This is a genomic window from Mycolicibacterium setense (assembly GCF_000805385.1).
Lineage (GTDB): Bacteria > Actinomycetota > Actinomycetes > Mycobacteriales > Mycobacteriaceae > Mycobacterium > Mycobacterium setense.
The window spans coordinates 207,671-222,506 of the sequence record NZ_JTJW01000005.1 but is presented as its reverse complement, the minus strand read 5'-3'; the positions used below and the strand labels follow the sequence as shown (position 1 = coordinate 222,506).

The following is a 14,836-nucleotide window of genomic DNA, read 5'->3' as shown; positions in this document are numbered from 1 at the left end:
ACGTCATGACGTGCGGTTTTTGGACCTGCGGGGATGCGCGCAGACGACGCCGCGGGGCCGCAATAGTCTGGACGTATGTCCGAGCCCAAGGCCCAAGACCGCTTGTACTTCCGGCAGTTGTTGTCCGGTCGCGACTACGCGGCCGGCGATGTGATCGCCCAGCAGATGCGCAACTTCTCCTATCTGATCGGCGACCGCGAGACGGGCGACGCCGTGGTGGTCGACCCGGCGTACGCGGCCAACGATCTCGTCGACGCACTCGAGAACGACGGCATGCACCTGTCGGGCGTGCTGGTCACCCATCACCATCCCGACCACGTCGGCGGCACCATGGCGGGCTTCTCCCTCAAGGGCCTCGCCGAGCTGCTGGAACGCCAGAGCGTGCCGGTCCACGTCAACACCCACGAGGCCAACTGGGTCTCCCAGGTTACCGGCATCGCGGAGAGCGAGCTGACCGAGCACGTGCACGGCGACAAGGTCTCGGTCGGTGCGGTGGACATCGAGCTGCTGCACACTCCCGGCCATACGCCGGGGAGCCAGTGCTTTCTGCTGGACGGGCGGCTGGTCGCCGGGGACACGTTGTTCCTCGACGGTTGCGGGCGCACCGACTTTCCCGGCGGCAACGTCGATGACATGTTCCGCAGCCTGCAGGCGCTGGCCCAGCTGCCCGGAGATCCGACCGTCTTCCCCGGGCACTGGTACTCGGAGGAACCGAGCGCGCCGCTCGATGAGGTCAGGCGCAGCAACTACGTGTATCGGGCGTCGAACCTCGAGCAGTGGCACATGCTGATGGGCGGTTGGTGAATCGTTTCAGTCAGCACAAATGCGGAATCCGCTGAATTGACGCCGCCGAAGCAGAGCAATTCCGCTTCAGGATGAGCCATCTGCCACGGATTTCGTTGGCCAAACCGTTGCAATAGGAACTACGGGCCCTTTTGCGCGATTCGAGTAGTGCAATACTCAGGACATCAGCATCCCGACCCGGCAAAGTAATGGTCAGCATCAGTTGGCAGTAGTTGACAGTCCCGCCGGGGGTCACCGTGAAGAACATCGTGCTGTGCTTCGACCACACAGAAGAACATCCCGGATTCCGTGACGCATCGAATACCGAGATGCTGTTTCGGTTGCTGGACGGCACCGATCAGTTGACCTGGTATCACAGCGGCGCCGCTATCCGACATGGCCGGCGAATCGCGCCGGGCCGCCGCGGCGACTCGGCGAGCGAGGCCCGGGCGGCCATCGTCGAGGCCTATCGATTCCTCGGCGAGGCCTGGGATCCCGGGGACCGCATCTTCGTGTTCGGTGGCGGCGAGGGCGGACACCGCGCCGGTGAGCTGGCCACCCTGCTCGGCACGGTCGGCTTGTTGCCGGCCCACTCCGACGTCGTACTCGACTACGCGCTGGCCACCTATGTGCTGCCCCGCACGCCCCGGACTCCACAGGATTGGCGGCAGATCCGGGTGCTGGCGGCGCAACTGGTCGGCGATCGCGACCCGGCCGTACCCGTGCGGTTCGTCGGACTCTGGAATGCGACGGCCACTCCGGGCACCAAGCAGCGGATGGGTCCGCTGCCGACCGTGGAATCGGGCCGCCATGCGGTGGCGGTGGACGGCGGGCGCCGGACGATGCGGTACTGCGAGCACCTCGACGAGGTCTGGTTCCGGGGTACCCGCCGCGATGTCGCCGGCGGCACCGGCGCGTGCTGGCCACTGGCCGATATCGCATTCGACTGGATGCTGGACGGTGCCATTGCCGCAGGGCTCGACGTTGTGGACAAGAGCACCTGCCCCACCGATCTCGACGCGCTGTCCGGGACGGCGCCCGCCATCGGTCGGTGCCGGCTGCCGCTGGGCGCCCAGGTGCATTCCAGCGTGGAGCTGTATCTGCGTTCGCATCCGCACTATTGGCGGCGGTTGCCCGCGCGTATCGAATGGGCCGATACCGAGTGGCTGGCCCGAGGCGAGCGGCTGGTGCACACGCCCGTCAACGTCACCGCGCAGCGTGACATCCTCACCGCCGTCGCGTCGTGAGATGGCAGGTTTTGCCTGAAGTTTGCTGAGCCGGACTGCTGCCCCCGTCGAAAGTCCGTGATATACCCACCTGGTGGGGATCATCGATTCAGTCACGGAGCGGGGGCGTGAGTTGGCTAGTTTCGACCCGGGTGCATGGACTGCGCTCGCGGCATGGGTGGCGATCGTCGTCGTCGTCATCGCGCTCATCTATGCGTGGCGGCAGTATCTGAAGGCCAAGGAACGCCAGGCCGAGCTCACCCAGCCCAATGTGTCGATGTTCATGGAACCCAGCAGCGCCGATTGGCACCTGATCGAACTGGTGGTCCGCAACTACGGGCAGCGGCCGGCGTACGGGTTGCGGTTCGAGTTCGCGAACCCGCCGACGGTCGGCAAGTACGAAAGCTCCTATGACGACAACTTCGTCGACATCGTGCCGTTGAACCTGCCCGCCGAGATTCCGTATCTGGCGCCGTCACAGGAGTGGCGCATCGTGTGGGATTCGGCGCTGGACCGCAAGCAGCTCGGCGAGGCCATCGCGTCGCGATTCGACGGAGCGATCACCTATTACGACGAGCCGGGCACGCCCGGCAAACCCAGTGGCCGCAAGTTGCGCAACACCGCGGTGCTGGATTGGGCGACGCTGCCGCCGGTGGACCGGATGGAGCTGCTGACCACCCATGACCAGGCCCGCCGGGAGAAGCAGAAGCTGGAGTTGTTGCGCGGGGTGCTGACCTATTTCCAGTACGCGGCCAAGGAGACCGACGAGCAGACGCTGCGCACGGAGATCAACCGCATCAACGCCCTGGGCGCTGAGGTGCGGGCCCGCTGGCGCGACCGCTACGAGGCCAGTCATGACGATGACGACGACGATTACGACGATGACGATCCCGAGACCGATCTGATCAAGCCGGCGGCAACCTCCGGCAGGCGTCATCGGGCCTGACGCCACTCGCTACCATCGTGCGATGAGCAGCCTGGTGAGCTACGAGCTCAACGATGCCGTGGCCACGATCACGATGGACGACGGCAAAGTCAACGCACTGTCGCCTGCGATGCAGGCCGAGATCGGCGCGGCGCTGGACCAGGCGGCCGCAGGCGCAGCTGCCGGCGAGGTGAAAGCCTTGGTGCTGGCGGGCAATTCGAAGGTGTTCAGCGGCGGGTTCGACCTCAGCGTGTTCTCGGCCGGCGATGTGGCCGCAACCCTGGCCATGCTCGCCGGCGGTTTCGAACTGTCGGTGCGGTGCCTGACTTTCCCGGTGCCGGTGATCATGGCCGCGACCGGGCACGCCATCGCGATGGGCTCGTTCCTGCTGCTGTCCGGAGACCATCGGGTCGGCTCGGTGACATCACGGTGCCAGGCCAACGAGGTGAAGATCGGCATGACCCTGCCCAACGCCGCCATCGAGATCATGCGAATGCGCTTGACCCGGGCCGCTTTTCAGCGCGGGATCGCCATGGCGGCGACGTTCACCGGTGACGCGGCCATTGCGGGCGGCTGGCTGGATGAGGTCGTCGAGCCCGACGCGGTGCTCGGGCGTGCGCAGCAGGTGGCCGCCGAGGCCGCCGCGACGTTGAACACCGGTGCGCATGTGGCCAGCAAGCTCAAGGCCCGGGCTGAGGCGTTGACTGCGATTCGTGCCGGAATCGACGGGCTGGCAAAGGAATTCGCGGGCTAGTTCTCTTGGCGGCCACCAACCGCCCTGCGCCTTCGCCAGTAACGCTGTGGCGGAATATTCGCGGTTTTTCCACCACCGCGTTACTGGCGTGATGCCCACGCCTTGGCGATGCGGCCGAGCACGTTGGCCTCGCCGTCACGGCAGGTAACTCGCACGACGATCCAGCGGTTTTCGATCATCTGGTCAACCCGCGCGATGTCCTTGCGGAGTATGTCGGGATCGGTGTGGTGCCGCCCTTCGTATTCGAGCGCGATCTTCAGATCCGGCCAGGCGAGATCGACCTCGCCGATCACCGCACCGTATTCGTTGCAGACGGGATACTGCGTTTCGGGACGCGGATAGCCGGCGCGAATGACCAAGAGCCGCAACCAGGTTTCCTGCGGCGACTCCGCGCCCGGATCCACCAACGCGATCGTGGCGCGGGCCTGCTTGATGCCTTTGCGGCCCGAGTGGCGTTCGGCCGCCGCCTCGATGTCAGAAACCTTCAGCCGGGCCGCCCTCGCCAGGGCGTCGATGGCCGCCACTGCGGTGTCTTCGGGGAACTTGCACGCCAAATCCACCGCGGTGCGGGCCGGATTGGTCAGTCGCATGTCGCCGATCTGACAGATTTCGTCCTCATCGATGGCGTCGCCCCACGCGATGATCCCGCGGGCGGGACGATGATTACAGTCGATGATGTAGGCGGGCAGCCTTGGGTCGATCCAGCGGGCGCCGTGCAATGCGGCGGCCGAGTACCCCGCCAGCACCCCGCGCCGACGCGACCGCAGCCAACAAGCCTTGGCCCGCAACACCGCAGTGGGCTTGGTGCCTCGTGCGACGTAGACATCGCGGTGCACCGCGGTGAATCGGCTACGCAGTTCGTGACGCGTCAGTGTGCCAGCTGCTATCGCCTCGCTGCCGATGAACGGTTCCCCCATACGCGGAGTGTGCCAACTGCCACAGACATCCCTCGCCAGTAACGCTGTGGCGAAATATTCGCGGTGTTTCCGCCACTGCGTTACTGGCGTGGGTTCGGCCACCCGCGTTCGACCGAAAAACATGTATGCGCTATGCATATATAGTGCCTCGCTACAACCAACTCGACGAGCTCCTGGTGCGCATCCACACCGTCCGGCAACGCCCGGGCTGGCGGCGGCGGCTGATCGACACCTCGGGCAGCGTCCCGACCCTGTCGACGCTGCGGGTGTTGCGGGCCGTTGAGCAGCGGGAGAAGGCCGGACAGGGCGCGTCGATCGGCGAGGTGGCCGAGTACATGGCCGTCGAGCACTCCACGGCCAGCCGCACCGTCGCCAATGTCGTCACCGCGGGGCTGCTGACCAAAACTCAGGACGCCGGGGATCAGCGCCGGTGCGTGCTCGCCCTCACCGACACGGGGCGCCAGGCGCTGGCCGATGTCACCGATCGGCGCCGCGAGATGGTCGCCGAGACCGTCGCACACTGGCGCGAGTCCGACGTCGACACACTCGTCGACCTGTTGGAGCAGCTGGTCACCGATTTCGAGCGGGGCGTCTGTTCGTGAACACCCAGACGACGGCCCGCCCGCAACCGCGCGGCGCCCTGAAGCTCATGTTCGACCCGGTCTTCGGCGCGCTGTTCTGGGGCAAGATGTTCTCCGTCGTCGCGGTGTGGACGCACGGCATCGTGGCGGCCATCGTCATCTTCGACGCCACCGGCTCGGCCGTGATGGTGGGGATGGTCGGCGTCGCGCAGTTCCTGCCCCAACTCATCCTGAGCCCGACCAGCGGCAAGTGGGCCGACGTCGGCAACCCGGCCCGCCAGATCCTGTGGGGCCGGGTGCTGTGCATCATCGGCTCCGGCTCGACCGCACTCTGGCTGACCCTGTCCCCCGACCTGCAGGGCACCGCCGCGGCGGTGCCGGTACTCGTCGGCTCCACCCTCGTGGGTTTCGGGTTCGTCATCGGCGGCCCGGCCATGCAGTCGGTCGTGCCCAGCCTGATCCGCGACGGCGAGCTGGCAACGGCCATGGCGCTCAACAGCATTCCGATGACCATCGGCCGCATCCTCGGCCCGGCCATCGGCGCCTATCTGGCGGCTCACCTCGGTGCGGCGCCGGGCTTCGCCATCAGCGCGGGCCTGCACATGGTCTTCGCGGTCTTCCTGCTCCTGGTCACGTTCCCGACCCGGCCCGAGCGCAGCCCCGACGGCGACTACCGGGTGCGGGCGGCGCTGACCTACGTCTGGCGGGACCGCCCGCTGCTGCTGGCCCTGCTCGCCGTGACGACGGTCGGGTTCGCCTCCGACCCGTCGATCACCCTCACCCCGTCGATGGCCGAGGATCTCGGTGGCGGCGCCCACCTGGTGGGTGCGCTGTCCGCGGCGTTCGGGATCGGGGCGGCGGTCGGCATGGTGGCGCTGGCGACGATGCGTGGCCGGCTGGCGTCCGCCATGGTCTCGAGTATCGGGCTGTGGTTGTTGGTGGCCGGCTGCGGGCTGTTGGCGCTGGGCACCGTGACGGCCTTGGCGCTGGCGGGTTTCGCGGTTGCGGGGCTGGGCTTCGGTTGGGCGATGACGGGTCTGAGCACCGTCGTGCAGGAGCGGGCACCGGAGCAATTGCGGGGCCGCATCATGGCGTTGTGGCTCGTCGGCTTCCTCGGGTCGCGACCGTTTGCCGCTGCACTACTGGGCGGAGCGGCCGACCTGTTCAACGTGCGGGTGGCGTTCGTCATCGCCGGTGCGGTCACTCTGCTCGTGGCTCTGGCCACCCGGCCCGCCACGCTGTCGGCGCCAAACCCCGCGACCGTCTGACCCTGTCTCTATCGTTGTCTCTCGATGGCACTGCACTTGCACCGGGCCGAGCGCACCGATCTGCTCGCCGACGGGCTGGCCGGTCTGCTGTCGCAGCCGCCGTCCGATCCGTTCGCCCAGGAGCTGGTACTGGTGCCCGCCAAGGGCGTGGAGCGTTGGCTGAGTCAGCGGCTGGCGAACCGGCTCGGGGTGTGCGCGGCGGTCGAGTTCCGTAACCCGCGATCGCTGATCGCCGAGCTGACCGGGACGGCCGAGCAGGATCCGTGGTCGGCCGACGCCATGGCGTGGCCGCTGCTGGCGGTGATCGACGACAACCTGGACCAGCCGTGGTGTGCGCCGGTGGCCACCCACCTCGGGCACTTCGAAACCGGTGACGAGTATGAGCTGCGTCAGGGCAGGCGCTATGCGGTGGCCAGGCGGTTGGCCGGACTGTTCGCCTCCTATGCGCGGCAGCGTCCGCAGCTGCTGGTCGATTGGGACGGCCTGCCCGAGGATCTGTCCTGGCAGGCCCCGCTGTGGCAGGCGCTGACCGAGCGGATCGATGCCGAGCCGCCGCACATCCGGCACGCGAAAACCCTTGCCCGGCTGACCAAATCACCGAGCGACCTGCCGGAGCGGCTGTCGTTGTTCGGGCACACCCGCCTGCCGGTCACCGAGCTCGAACTGCTCAGGGCCCTGGCCACCCATCACGATCTACATCTGTGGCTGCCGCACCCCAGTGACGATCTGTGGCGCTCCCTGGCCGCGCACACCGGCCCCCTCCCCCGCCGCGAGGACAGCAGCCACCGCGAGGTCGGCCACCCCTTGCTGGCCACGTTGGGCCGGGATCTGCGGGAACTTCAGCGGGCCCTTCCGGTTCCGGACACCGACGAATACCTCAGCAGCACAGGTTATCCCGACACCGTGCTGGGTTGGCTCCAGTCCGACATCGCCGCCAACGCGGTGCGCCCGGCGGGGCGGGTGCCGCGGCGTGAGGACCGCTCGGTGCAGGTGCACAGCTGCCACGGGCCGGCGCGGCAGATCGAGGTGCTGCGCGAGGTGTTGCTGGGTCTGCTCGCCGACGATCCGAGTTTGGAACCACGCGACATCCTGGTGATGTGCCCCGATATCGAGACCTACACGCCGCTGATCACGGCGGGGTTCGGGTTGGGCGATGCGGCGCCGCGCACGCCGGGCGCTCACATCACCATCGGCGCGCACCCGGCGCACAAGCTGCGGGTGCGGCTGGCCGATCGTGCTCTGGTACAGACGAATCCGCTGCTGTCAGTGGCGGCGTCGGTGCTGACCTTGGCCGGTGGCCGGGCCACCGCGAGCGAGGTGCTCAATCTTGCCGAGTCGGCACCCGTGCGGGCCCGGTTCGGGTTCACCGACGACGATCTGGAGGCGATCACCGCCTGGGTGCGCGAGGCCAACATCCGGTGGGGTTTCGACCAGGAGCACCGCAGGCCCTACGGCATCGAATTCCTGCACAACAGCTGGCGTTTCGGCATCGACCGGATACTGGCCGGGGTGGCGATGTCCGACGACTCGCACGCTTGGCTCGGCACCACACTTCCGCTCGACGATGTGAGCAGCAACCGGGTCGAGTTGGCGGGCCGCTTCGCCGATTTCGTCGAGAAGCTCCGGCAGGCCGTGGATCAGCTCAGCGGCGTCCGCCCACTCGGCGAGTGGTTGTCGGCCCTGGCCGCCGGGATCGAGGCGCTGGCCAGTTCCGATGAGGAGTGGCCCGCCGCCCAGGTGCAGCGCGAGTTCGCCGAGATCACCGAGGCCGCGGGTGCGGCGGCAACACCCATGCGGCTCAGTGATATTCGTGCGCTGCTGGATCGGCACCTGGCCGGGAGACCGACTCGGGCCAACTTCCGCACCGGAACCCTGACGGTGTGCACCATGGTGCCGATGCGGTCGGTTCCGCACCGGGTGGTGTGCCTGGTCGGATTGGACGACGGGGTGTTCCCCCGGCTGGGTGCGGTGGACGGCGACGACGTGCTGGCCCGCGACCCGCGCACCGGCGAGCGCGACATCCGCTCGGAGGACCGCCAGTTGTTGCTCGATGCGATCGGCGCGGCCACCCAGACCCTCGTCGTCACCTATACCGGCGCCAACGAGTACTCCGGCCAGGCCCGACCGCCGGCGGTGCCGTTGGCCGAGCTTCTGGACACGCTCAAGATCACCGCCGAGCACCCCGTGGACGTGCTCACCACACACCCGTTGCAGCCCTTCGATATTCGCAACGTCACCCCGGGCGCACTGTTGCCCGAAGGCCCGTTCACGTTCGATCCCACCGCACTCACGGCCGCGAAGGCCAGTGCAGGGCAGCGGGCCGAACGGCCGGCGTTCTTCGATCATCCGCTGCCGGCACCGGCCACCGGCGACGTCGCGCTGGAGGATCTCGCCGCATTCTTCAAAGATCCGGTGAAAGGCTTCTTCCGGGCGCTGGAGTACACGCTGCCCTGGGATGTCGAGGGCGTCTCGGACGCGATGCCCGTCGACATCGACGCGCTGGAAGAGTGGACCGTCGGTGATCGCATGCTCAGCGACATCCTGCGCGGCATGACCCCTGGCGACGCACAGCAGGCCGAGTGGCGTCGCGGCACCCTGCCGCCGGGCCAGTTGGGCTGGCGTCGGGCGACTGCCCTGCGCGATCGGTGCGCGCTGCTGGCCACCGAGGCGCTGCGCCACCGGAGCACCGACCCGCAGGCGTATGACGTCGACATCGAGCTGGGCGACGGGCGGCGGCTCACCGGCACGGTCTCCCCGGTGTTCGGCGACCGGCTGGTATCGGTGACGTACTCGAAGCTCGACGGCAAGCATCTGTTGCAATCGTGGATTCCGTTGTTGGCGCTGACCGCCGGGTATCCGGAGCGGGACTGGGCGGCGATGTGCATCGGGCGTCCCCGGCGTGGTGACACCCCGCGGGTCGCGGGGTTGGACCGCCCGCAAGATGCGGTCGCCCTGCTGGCCGATCTGGTGGCGATCTACGACGCGGGCCGCCGGGAGCCGTTGCCGCTGCCCATCAAGACGTCCTATGCCTGGGCGGCAGCGCGCCATGCCGGTGACGATCCCGAACGCGAAGCCGACTACCGTTGGCGCAGCGGCAGATTCCCGGGCGAGAACGAGGCGCCGGCACATGTGCGGGCGTGGGGCCGCGGCGTGCCGTTGAGTCGGCTGGCCGGGCTCGGCGCGTATGCGGAACGGTTGTGGCTACCCATGCTCCAGGCCGAGAGGTCCGTGTCGTGAAGGTCTTCGATCTGGTCGGCCCCTTGCCGCACGTCAACAGCACCACGGTGCTGGAGGCCAGCGCGGGCACGGGCAAGACGTTCGCGCTGGCCGGCCTGGTGACCAGGCTGGTGGCCGAGGGTGCGGCCACGCTCGATCAGATGCTGCTCATCACGTTCGGCCGGGCCGCCAGCCAGGAGTTGCGTGAGCGGGTGCGCGCCCAGATCGTCTCCGCCCTGGTGGCGTTGGAGGATCCGTCACGAGCCGACAATGATCTGCTGCAGTATCTGGTCTCCGAGGACCGGCAGGCCCGCGGTCAGCGACTGAGGGATGCGCTGGCCGGTTTCGATGCGGCGACCATCGCGACCACGCACCAGTTCTGCCAGATCGTCCTGAAATCGCTCGGTGTGGCCGGGGACAGCGATTCCGGTGTCACGCTGGTCGAGAGCCTTGACGAGCTGGTGTGCGAGATCGTGGACGATCTGTATCTCGCTCACTTCGGTGCGCAGCGGGATGTCCCGGAGCTGGGCTATGCCGAGGCGCTCAAGCTGGCCCATGTCGTGGTGGCCAACCCAGGGACCGAGCTGCGGCCGGTGGATCCCGAGCCGGAGTCACCGGCAGCGATACGGCTGGGTTTTGCGCGGGCGGTTCTGGCGGAGTTGGAGATTCGCAAGCGCCGCCGGGGTGTGCTGGGCTACGACGATCTGCTGACCCGGCTGGCCGCAGCCTTGGAGGCCGAAGGCTCGACGGCCCGCGTACGCATGGCGCAGCGGTGGCCGATAGTGATGGTCGACGAGTTCCAGGACACCGACCCGGTGCAGTGGCAGGTGATCGAGCGGGCCTTCTCCGGGCGCTCCACGCTGATCCTGATCGGCGACCCCAAGCAGGCGATCTACGCGTTCCGCGGTGGCGACATCGACACCTACCTGCGTGCCGCGGCCACCGCAGGCGACAAGCAGACCCTGGGTACCAACTGGCGCAGCGACAGCGTGCTGGTGGACCGCTTGCAGGCGGTACTGCGTGGTGCCGAACTGGGCGGCCCCGACATCGTGGTGCACGACGTGCAGGCCAACCACCAGGGCCACCGCTTGGCCGGGGCACCCCGCAACGAGCCGTTCCGGCTGCGCGTGGTGACGCGAAACCGCAGCGGCACCAGGGTGATTCCGATCGCCGATCTGCGGGATCACATCGGCAAGGATCTGGCCGCCGACATCGGTGCGTTGTTGAACAGCGGCGCCACGTTCGACGGTGACGCGCTGCAGGCCCGCGACATCGCGGTCATCGTCGAGACCCACAAGGATGCGAGGGCCTGTCACACCGCGCTGCTCGAGGCAGGCATTCCCGCGGTCTACACCGGCGATTCTGATGTGTTCAATTCCGAGGCGGCCGAGGACTGGCTGTATCTGCTGGAGGCGTTCGACCAGCCGCACCGACCTGGGTTGGTGCGGGCCGCCGCGGCGACCATGTTCTTAGGCGAGACCGCGGAAACCCTTGCCGCGGGCGGGGATGCGTTGACCGACCGGGTCGCCGACACGCTGCGCACCTGGGCCGGGCATGCCCGGGAGCGGGGCGTGGCAGCGATCTTCGAGGCCGCGCAACTGGCCGGGATGGGCAAGCGGGTGTTGTCCTGGCAGGGCGGTGAGCGGTTGATGACCGACATGGCCCACGTGACGCAACTGCTCGGCGACACCGCGCACCGCGAGGGTTTCGGACTGGCGGCGCTGCGGGACTGGCTGCGCACGCAACGCTCCGAAGGTGGCGGCACGTCGGAGCGCAACCGCCGCCTGGACAGCGACGCCGCAGCGGTGCAGATCATGACGGTGTGGGTGAGCAAGGGTCTGCAGTTTCCGATCGTCTATCTGCCGTTCGCGTTCAATCGGTATGTGCCGGAACCGGATCTGGTGTTGTTTCACGATGAAGGGCTGCGCTGTCTGCAGGTCGGAGGTCCGGACCCGGCGGTGACGCGGGCCGGCCGGGCCGAGGCCGCCGCCGATGACAGCCGGCTGACCTATGTGGCGATGACGCGGGCCCAATCGCAGGTGGTGGCGTGGTGGGCACCGTCGAACGACGAGCCGAACGGCGGCCTGTCGCGTCTGCTGCGCGGCCGCGTCCCCGGGCAGGCCGCCGTGCCCGACCGGTGCGTCCCGCCGAAGGTCTCCGACGAGGATGCGCTGGCCCGGTTGCGGGCCTGGGAAGCCGCGGGCGGTCCGGTGCTGGAGGAGTCGGTGATCGGGGCGGCCACGCCGGTCCCCCCGCGGGCGATACCAGATGATCTGGCGGCACGGCATTTTCACCGTTCCATCGACACCGCGTGGCGGCGCACGTCGTACTCGGGGCTGCTCCGTGCGGCGGAGGACGACGGAAGCTCCGGGGTGTCCAGTGAGCCCGAGGTGGTCGAGCTCGACGACGAGTCGACCGACATCGCCGTCATCGCCCCGGCCCAGGGTGCCGACGTGCCGTCCCCGATGGCATCGCTGCCCACCGGGGCGGCGTTCGGCTCGCTCGTGCACGCGGTGCTGGAGACCGCGAATCCGCAGGCCGCGGATCTCACCGCGGAGCTGGAGGTCGAGGTGTGCCGGCATGCGGCCCGCTGGCCGGTCGAGGTGTCCGCCGACGAGCTGGCCGCGGCGCTGGTGCCCATGCACGACACCCCGTTGGGGCCGTTGGCTCCCGGCGTGACGCTGCGCCAGGTCGGGATGCGAGACCGGCTGTGCGAACTGGACTTCGAATTCCCCATGGCCGGAGGCGATCTGCGCGGTGGCGAGTTCGCCCGGCTGGCCGATGTCGGGGCGCTGCTCGATGAGCACCTGCCTGCCGACGATCCGATGGCCGTGTACGTCGAGCGGTTGTCGACGGGGCTGCTGAGCCGTCAACCGCTGCGCGGCTATCTGTCCGGTTCGGTCGATGTCGTGCTGCGGATCGGGCAGCGTTTCGTCGTCGTCGACTACAAGACCAACTGGCTGGGCACCGGCGACGAGCCGCTGACCGCGGCCGATTACGGGCGGGACCGGATGGTCGAGGCGATGTTGCACTCCGACTATCCGCTGCAGGCGTTGTTGTACAGCGTTGTGCTGCACCGGTTCCTGAGTTGGCGGCTGGCGGCTTACGATCCGGCCACCCATCTTGGCGGGGTGATGTACCTGTTCGTCCGCGGGATGTGCGGGGCGCAGACACCCGTCGTCGACGGACACCCGGCCGGGGTGTTCAGCTGGGAGCCGCCTGCACCGCTGGTGATCGCGATGTCCGAGCTGCTGGATCAGGGAGCCACGTGATGCTGGATGCGTTCGCCGAGATCCTCGAACCCGCCGATGTGCATGTGGCCCAACGCTTGAGCGCGCTCGCCTACGCCGAGGCCGAGGCCGAGGCCGAGGCCGATCCGTCCGTCGAACTTGCCCTGGCTCTGGCGGTGCGGGCCCTGCGTGGCGGCTCGGTGTGCGTGGACCTGCGTTCGGTGGCCGAGCAGACGCACTTGCCGGAGTTGCCGTGGCCACCGGTCGACGAGTGGTTGGCGGCGGTGGCGGCCAGTCCGCTGCTGGGCACTCCCCCGGTGCTGCGGTTGTTCGGGGATCTGCTGTACCTCGACCGGTACTGGCTGGAGGAACAGCAGGTGTGTGACGACGTGCTGGCCTTGGTGAGCGCGCGGCCGGGTGACTCCGCGCCGGATGTCGCGCGACTGTTCCCGCCGGGTTTCGAGGAGCAGCGGGCCGCGGCGAAAGTGGCGTTGTCTCAGGGGCTGACCGTGCTGACCGGTGGCCCGGGCACCGGCAAGACCACCACGGTGGCCCGACTGCTGGCGCTGCTGGCCGAGCAGGCCGCGCTGTCCGCTCGCCCGTCGCTGCGGATCGCGCTGGCCGCGCCGACCGGTAAGGCCGCCGCGCGGCTGCAGGAGGCCGTGCAGCTCGAGGTGAACCGGCTCGATGCCGTGGACCGTGAGCGGATCTCGGGCTTGCAGGCCACCACCTTGCACCGGCTGCTGGGGCCGCGCCCGGACACGTCGTCGCGGTTCCGCCATCACCGGGGGAATCGGTTGCCGCACGATGTGATCGTCGTCGACGAGACCTCGATGGTGTCGCTGACCATGATGGCGCGGCTGTTGGAGGCGGTCCGTCCGCAAACCCGGCTACTGCTGGTCGGTGACCCCGATCAGCTGGCCTCGGTGGAAGCCGGCGCCGTGTTGGCCGATCTGGTCGACGGGCTGGGCTCGCGCGGGGTGGCAGCCCTGCAAACCTCGCATCGGTTCGGTGAGTCGATCGGCACGTTGGCATCAGCAATCCGCGCCGGGGACGCCTCGGCCGCGTTGGCGGTGTTGGCGGCGGGCGGCGAGCACGTCGAGTGGGTGCGGTCGGACCCTGCCGAGCGGTTGCGGGAAGTGCTTGTGCCGCATGCCCTGGCGCTGCGGCAGGCGGCGATGCTCGGGGATGCGCGCGCGGCGCTGGCCATCCTCGATGAGCACCGGCTGCTGTGCGCGCACCGGCACGGTCCGTTCGGTGTGGCGCGGTGGAACCGTCAAGTGCAGCGGTGGCTGGCCGAGGCGACCGGGGAACCCATGTGGGCGTCGTGGTACGTCGGGCGACCAATCCTGGTGACGGCCAACGATTACGGACTCAAGCTCTACAACGGCGATACCGGCGTCACCATCGCCACCCCGGACGGGCTGCGCGCCATCGTGGGTGGGACCGTGGGCGGGTCAGGGACGTTCGCGACCGGCCGGCTCACCGAGGTGGAGACCATGCACGCCATGACGATCCACAAGTCCCAGGGCAGCCAGGCCGACGAGGTAACCGTGCTGCTGCCGCCGGAAGACTCCCGGCTGTTGACGAGGGAGCTCTTCTATACCGCGGTCACCCGCGCCAAGACGCGGGTTCGCGTGGTGGGGTCAGAAGCGGAGATCCGCGCGGCTATCACCCGGCAGGCAGTCCGAGCGACGGGCCTGCGACAGCGGCTGCAGCTCTAAACAGCGCGCCCGGCGAAAAAGGCGCCGGAGACCAGGCCGATCACGATGGCCAGGGTGGGCAAGCCCATCATGACAGCCGTGACGACGCCGGCGACCGCGCCGATGCCGAGCACCAGCAGAAGTACACCGAAAAATGCACCGAGCATTGGACGCCCTTTCCTATGACAGCGATCACAATGTACATCGTCCGTGGGCTGAATCACATACGGATC

At 68.5% G+C, this 14,836-nt stretch carries 11 protein-coding genes; 9 read left to right on the top strand and 2 right to left on the bottom strand.

Going from position 1 to position 14,836, the window contains the following annotated elements; genetic code table 11:
* The first annotated feature begins 75 nt into the window (after positions 1–75).
* The 4 genes from QQ25_RS07265 to QQ25_RS07250 all read left to right on the top strand — a co-directional run bounded on the left by QQ25_RS07265 (position 76) and on the right by QQ25_RS07250 (position 3,688).
* Positions 76–804, top strand: coding sequence for an MBL fold metallo-hydrolase (locus tag QQ25_RS07265; protein WP_039378089.1), 729 nt, complete (start codon positions 76–78; stop codon positions 802–804).
* A 236-nt stretch (positions 805–1,040) separates the two neighbouring features.
* A complete protein-coding gene (locus tag QQ25_RS07260) occupies positions 1,041–2,030 on the top strand; it encodes a phospholipase effector Tle1 domain-containing protein (RefSeq protein WP_039315277.1) in 990 nt (329 codons plus the stop codon).
* 73 nt (positions 2,031–2,103) lie between these two features.
* Positions 2,104–2,955 carry a DUF8453 domain-containing protein gene (locus tag QQ25_RS07255; protein WP_039315274.1) on the top strand — a complete coding sequence of 284 codons (852 nt, stop codon included), beginning with the start codon at positions 2,104–2,106 and terminating at the stop codon, positions 2,953–2,955.
* A gap of 22 nt (positions 2,956–2,977) precedes the next feature.
* The gene (locus tag QQ25_RS07250) at positions 2,978–3,688 is read left to right on the top strand and encodes a crotonase/enoyl-CoA hydratase family protein (RefSeq protein WP_039315271.1); all 711 of its coding nucleotides are present in this window, start codon (positions 2,978–2,980) and stop codon (positions 3,686–3,688) included.
* Positions 3,689–3,768: 80 nt separating this feature from the next.
* Here the strand turns inward: QQ25_RS07250 and QQ25_RS07245 are convergent, their stop codons facing one another.
* Positions 3,769–4,605 carry a hypothetical protein gene (locus QQ25_RS07245; protein WP_039378087.1) on the bottom strand — a complete coding sequence of 279 codons (837 nt, stop codon included), beginning with the start codon at positions 4,603–4,605 and terminating at the stop codon, positions 3,769–3,771.
* Positions 4,606–4,730: 125 nt separating this feature from the next.
* Between QQ25_RS07245 and QQ25_RS07240 the strand changes: the two genes are divergently transcribed.
* From QQ25_RS07240 to recD, 5 genes are read left to right on the top strand one after another with little or no spacing between them, the layout of a single operon-like run.
* Entirely contained in the window at positions 4,731–5,207 is a 477-nt protein-coding gene (locus tag QQ25_RS07240; RefSeq protein WP_039378086.1) for a MarR family winged helix-turn-helix transcriptional regulator, read from the top strand.
* Positions 5,208–5,254: 47 nt separating this feature from the next.
* On the top strand, positions 5,255–6,454 hold the full coding sequence (locus QQ25_RS07235) for an MFS transporter (RefSeq protein WP_052235746.1): 1,200 nt from the start codon (positions 5,255–5,257) through the stop codon (positions 6,452–6,454).
* Positions 6,455–6,478: 24 nt separating this feature from the next.
* Positions 6,479–9,691: an exodeoxyribonuclease V subunit gamma gene (gene recC / locus QQ25_RS07230; RefSeq protein ID WP_039378085.1), complete on the top strand. Its 3,213-nt coding sequence runs from the start codon at positions 6,479–6,481 to the stop codon at positions 9,689–9,691.
* Positions 9,688–12,942, top strand: coding sequence for an exodeoxyribonuclease V subunit beta (recB, locus tag QQ25_RS07225; protein ID WP_039378084.1), 3,255 nt, complete (start codon positions 9,688–9,690; stop codon positions 12,940–12,942). The genes recC and recB overlap by 4 nt, the downstream gene beginning before the upstream one ends.
* A complete protein-coding gene (gene recD, locus QQ25_RS07220) occupies positions 12,942–14,624 on the top strand; it encodes an exodeoxyribonuclease V subunit alpha (RefSeq protein WP_039378082.1) in 1,683 nt (560 codons plus the stop codon). The genes recB and recD overlap by 1 nt, the downstream gene beginning before the upstream one ends.
* Here recD and QQ25_RS30550 read toward each other — a convergent pair.
* The gene (locus QQ25_RS30550; RefSeq protein WP_101906239.1) at positions 14,621–14,770 is read right to left on the bottom strand and encodes a hypothetical protein; all 150 of its coding nucleotides are present in this window, start codon (positions 14,768–14,770) and stop codon (positions 14,621–14,623) included. The genes recD and QQ25_RS30550 overlap by 4 nt on opposite strands.
* Positions 14,771–14,836: the final 66 nt, after the last annotated feature.

Coding starts and splice junctions, on each gene's coding strand:
- QQ25_RS07265 (WP_039378089.1), top strand. CDS start 76: ATGTCCGAGCCCAAGGCCCAAGACCGCTTGTACTTCCGGCAGTTGTTG.
- QQ25_RS07240 (WP_039378086.1), top strand. CDS start 4,731: ATGCGCTATGCATATATAGTGCCTCGCTACAACCAACTCGACGAGCTC.
- QQ25_RS07245 (WP_039378087.1), bottom strand. CDS start 4,605: ATGGGGGAACCGTTCATCGGCAGCGAGGCGATAGCAGCTGGCACACTG.
- QQ25_RS07250 (WP_039315271.1), top strand. CDS start 2,978: ATGAGCAGCCTGGTGAGCTACGAGCTCAACGATGCCGTGGCCACGATC.
- QQ25_RS30550 (WP_101906239.1), bottom strand. CDS start 14,770: ATGCTCGGTGCATTTTTCGGTGTACTTCTGCTGGTGCTCGGCATCGGC.
- QQ25_RS07235 (WP_052235746.1), top strand. CDS start 5,255: ATGTTCGACCCGGTCTTCGGCGCGCTGTTCTGGGGCAAGATGTTCTCC.
- recC (WP_039378085.1), top strand. CDS start 6,479: ATGGCACTGCACTTGCACCGGGCCGAGCGCACCGATCTGCTCGCCGAC.
- recD (WP_039378082.1), top strand. CDS start 12,942: ATGCTGGATGCGTTCGCCGAGATCCTCGAACCCGCCGATGTGCATGTG.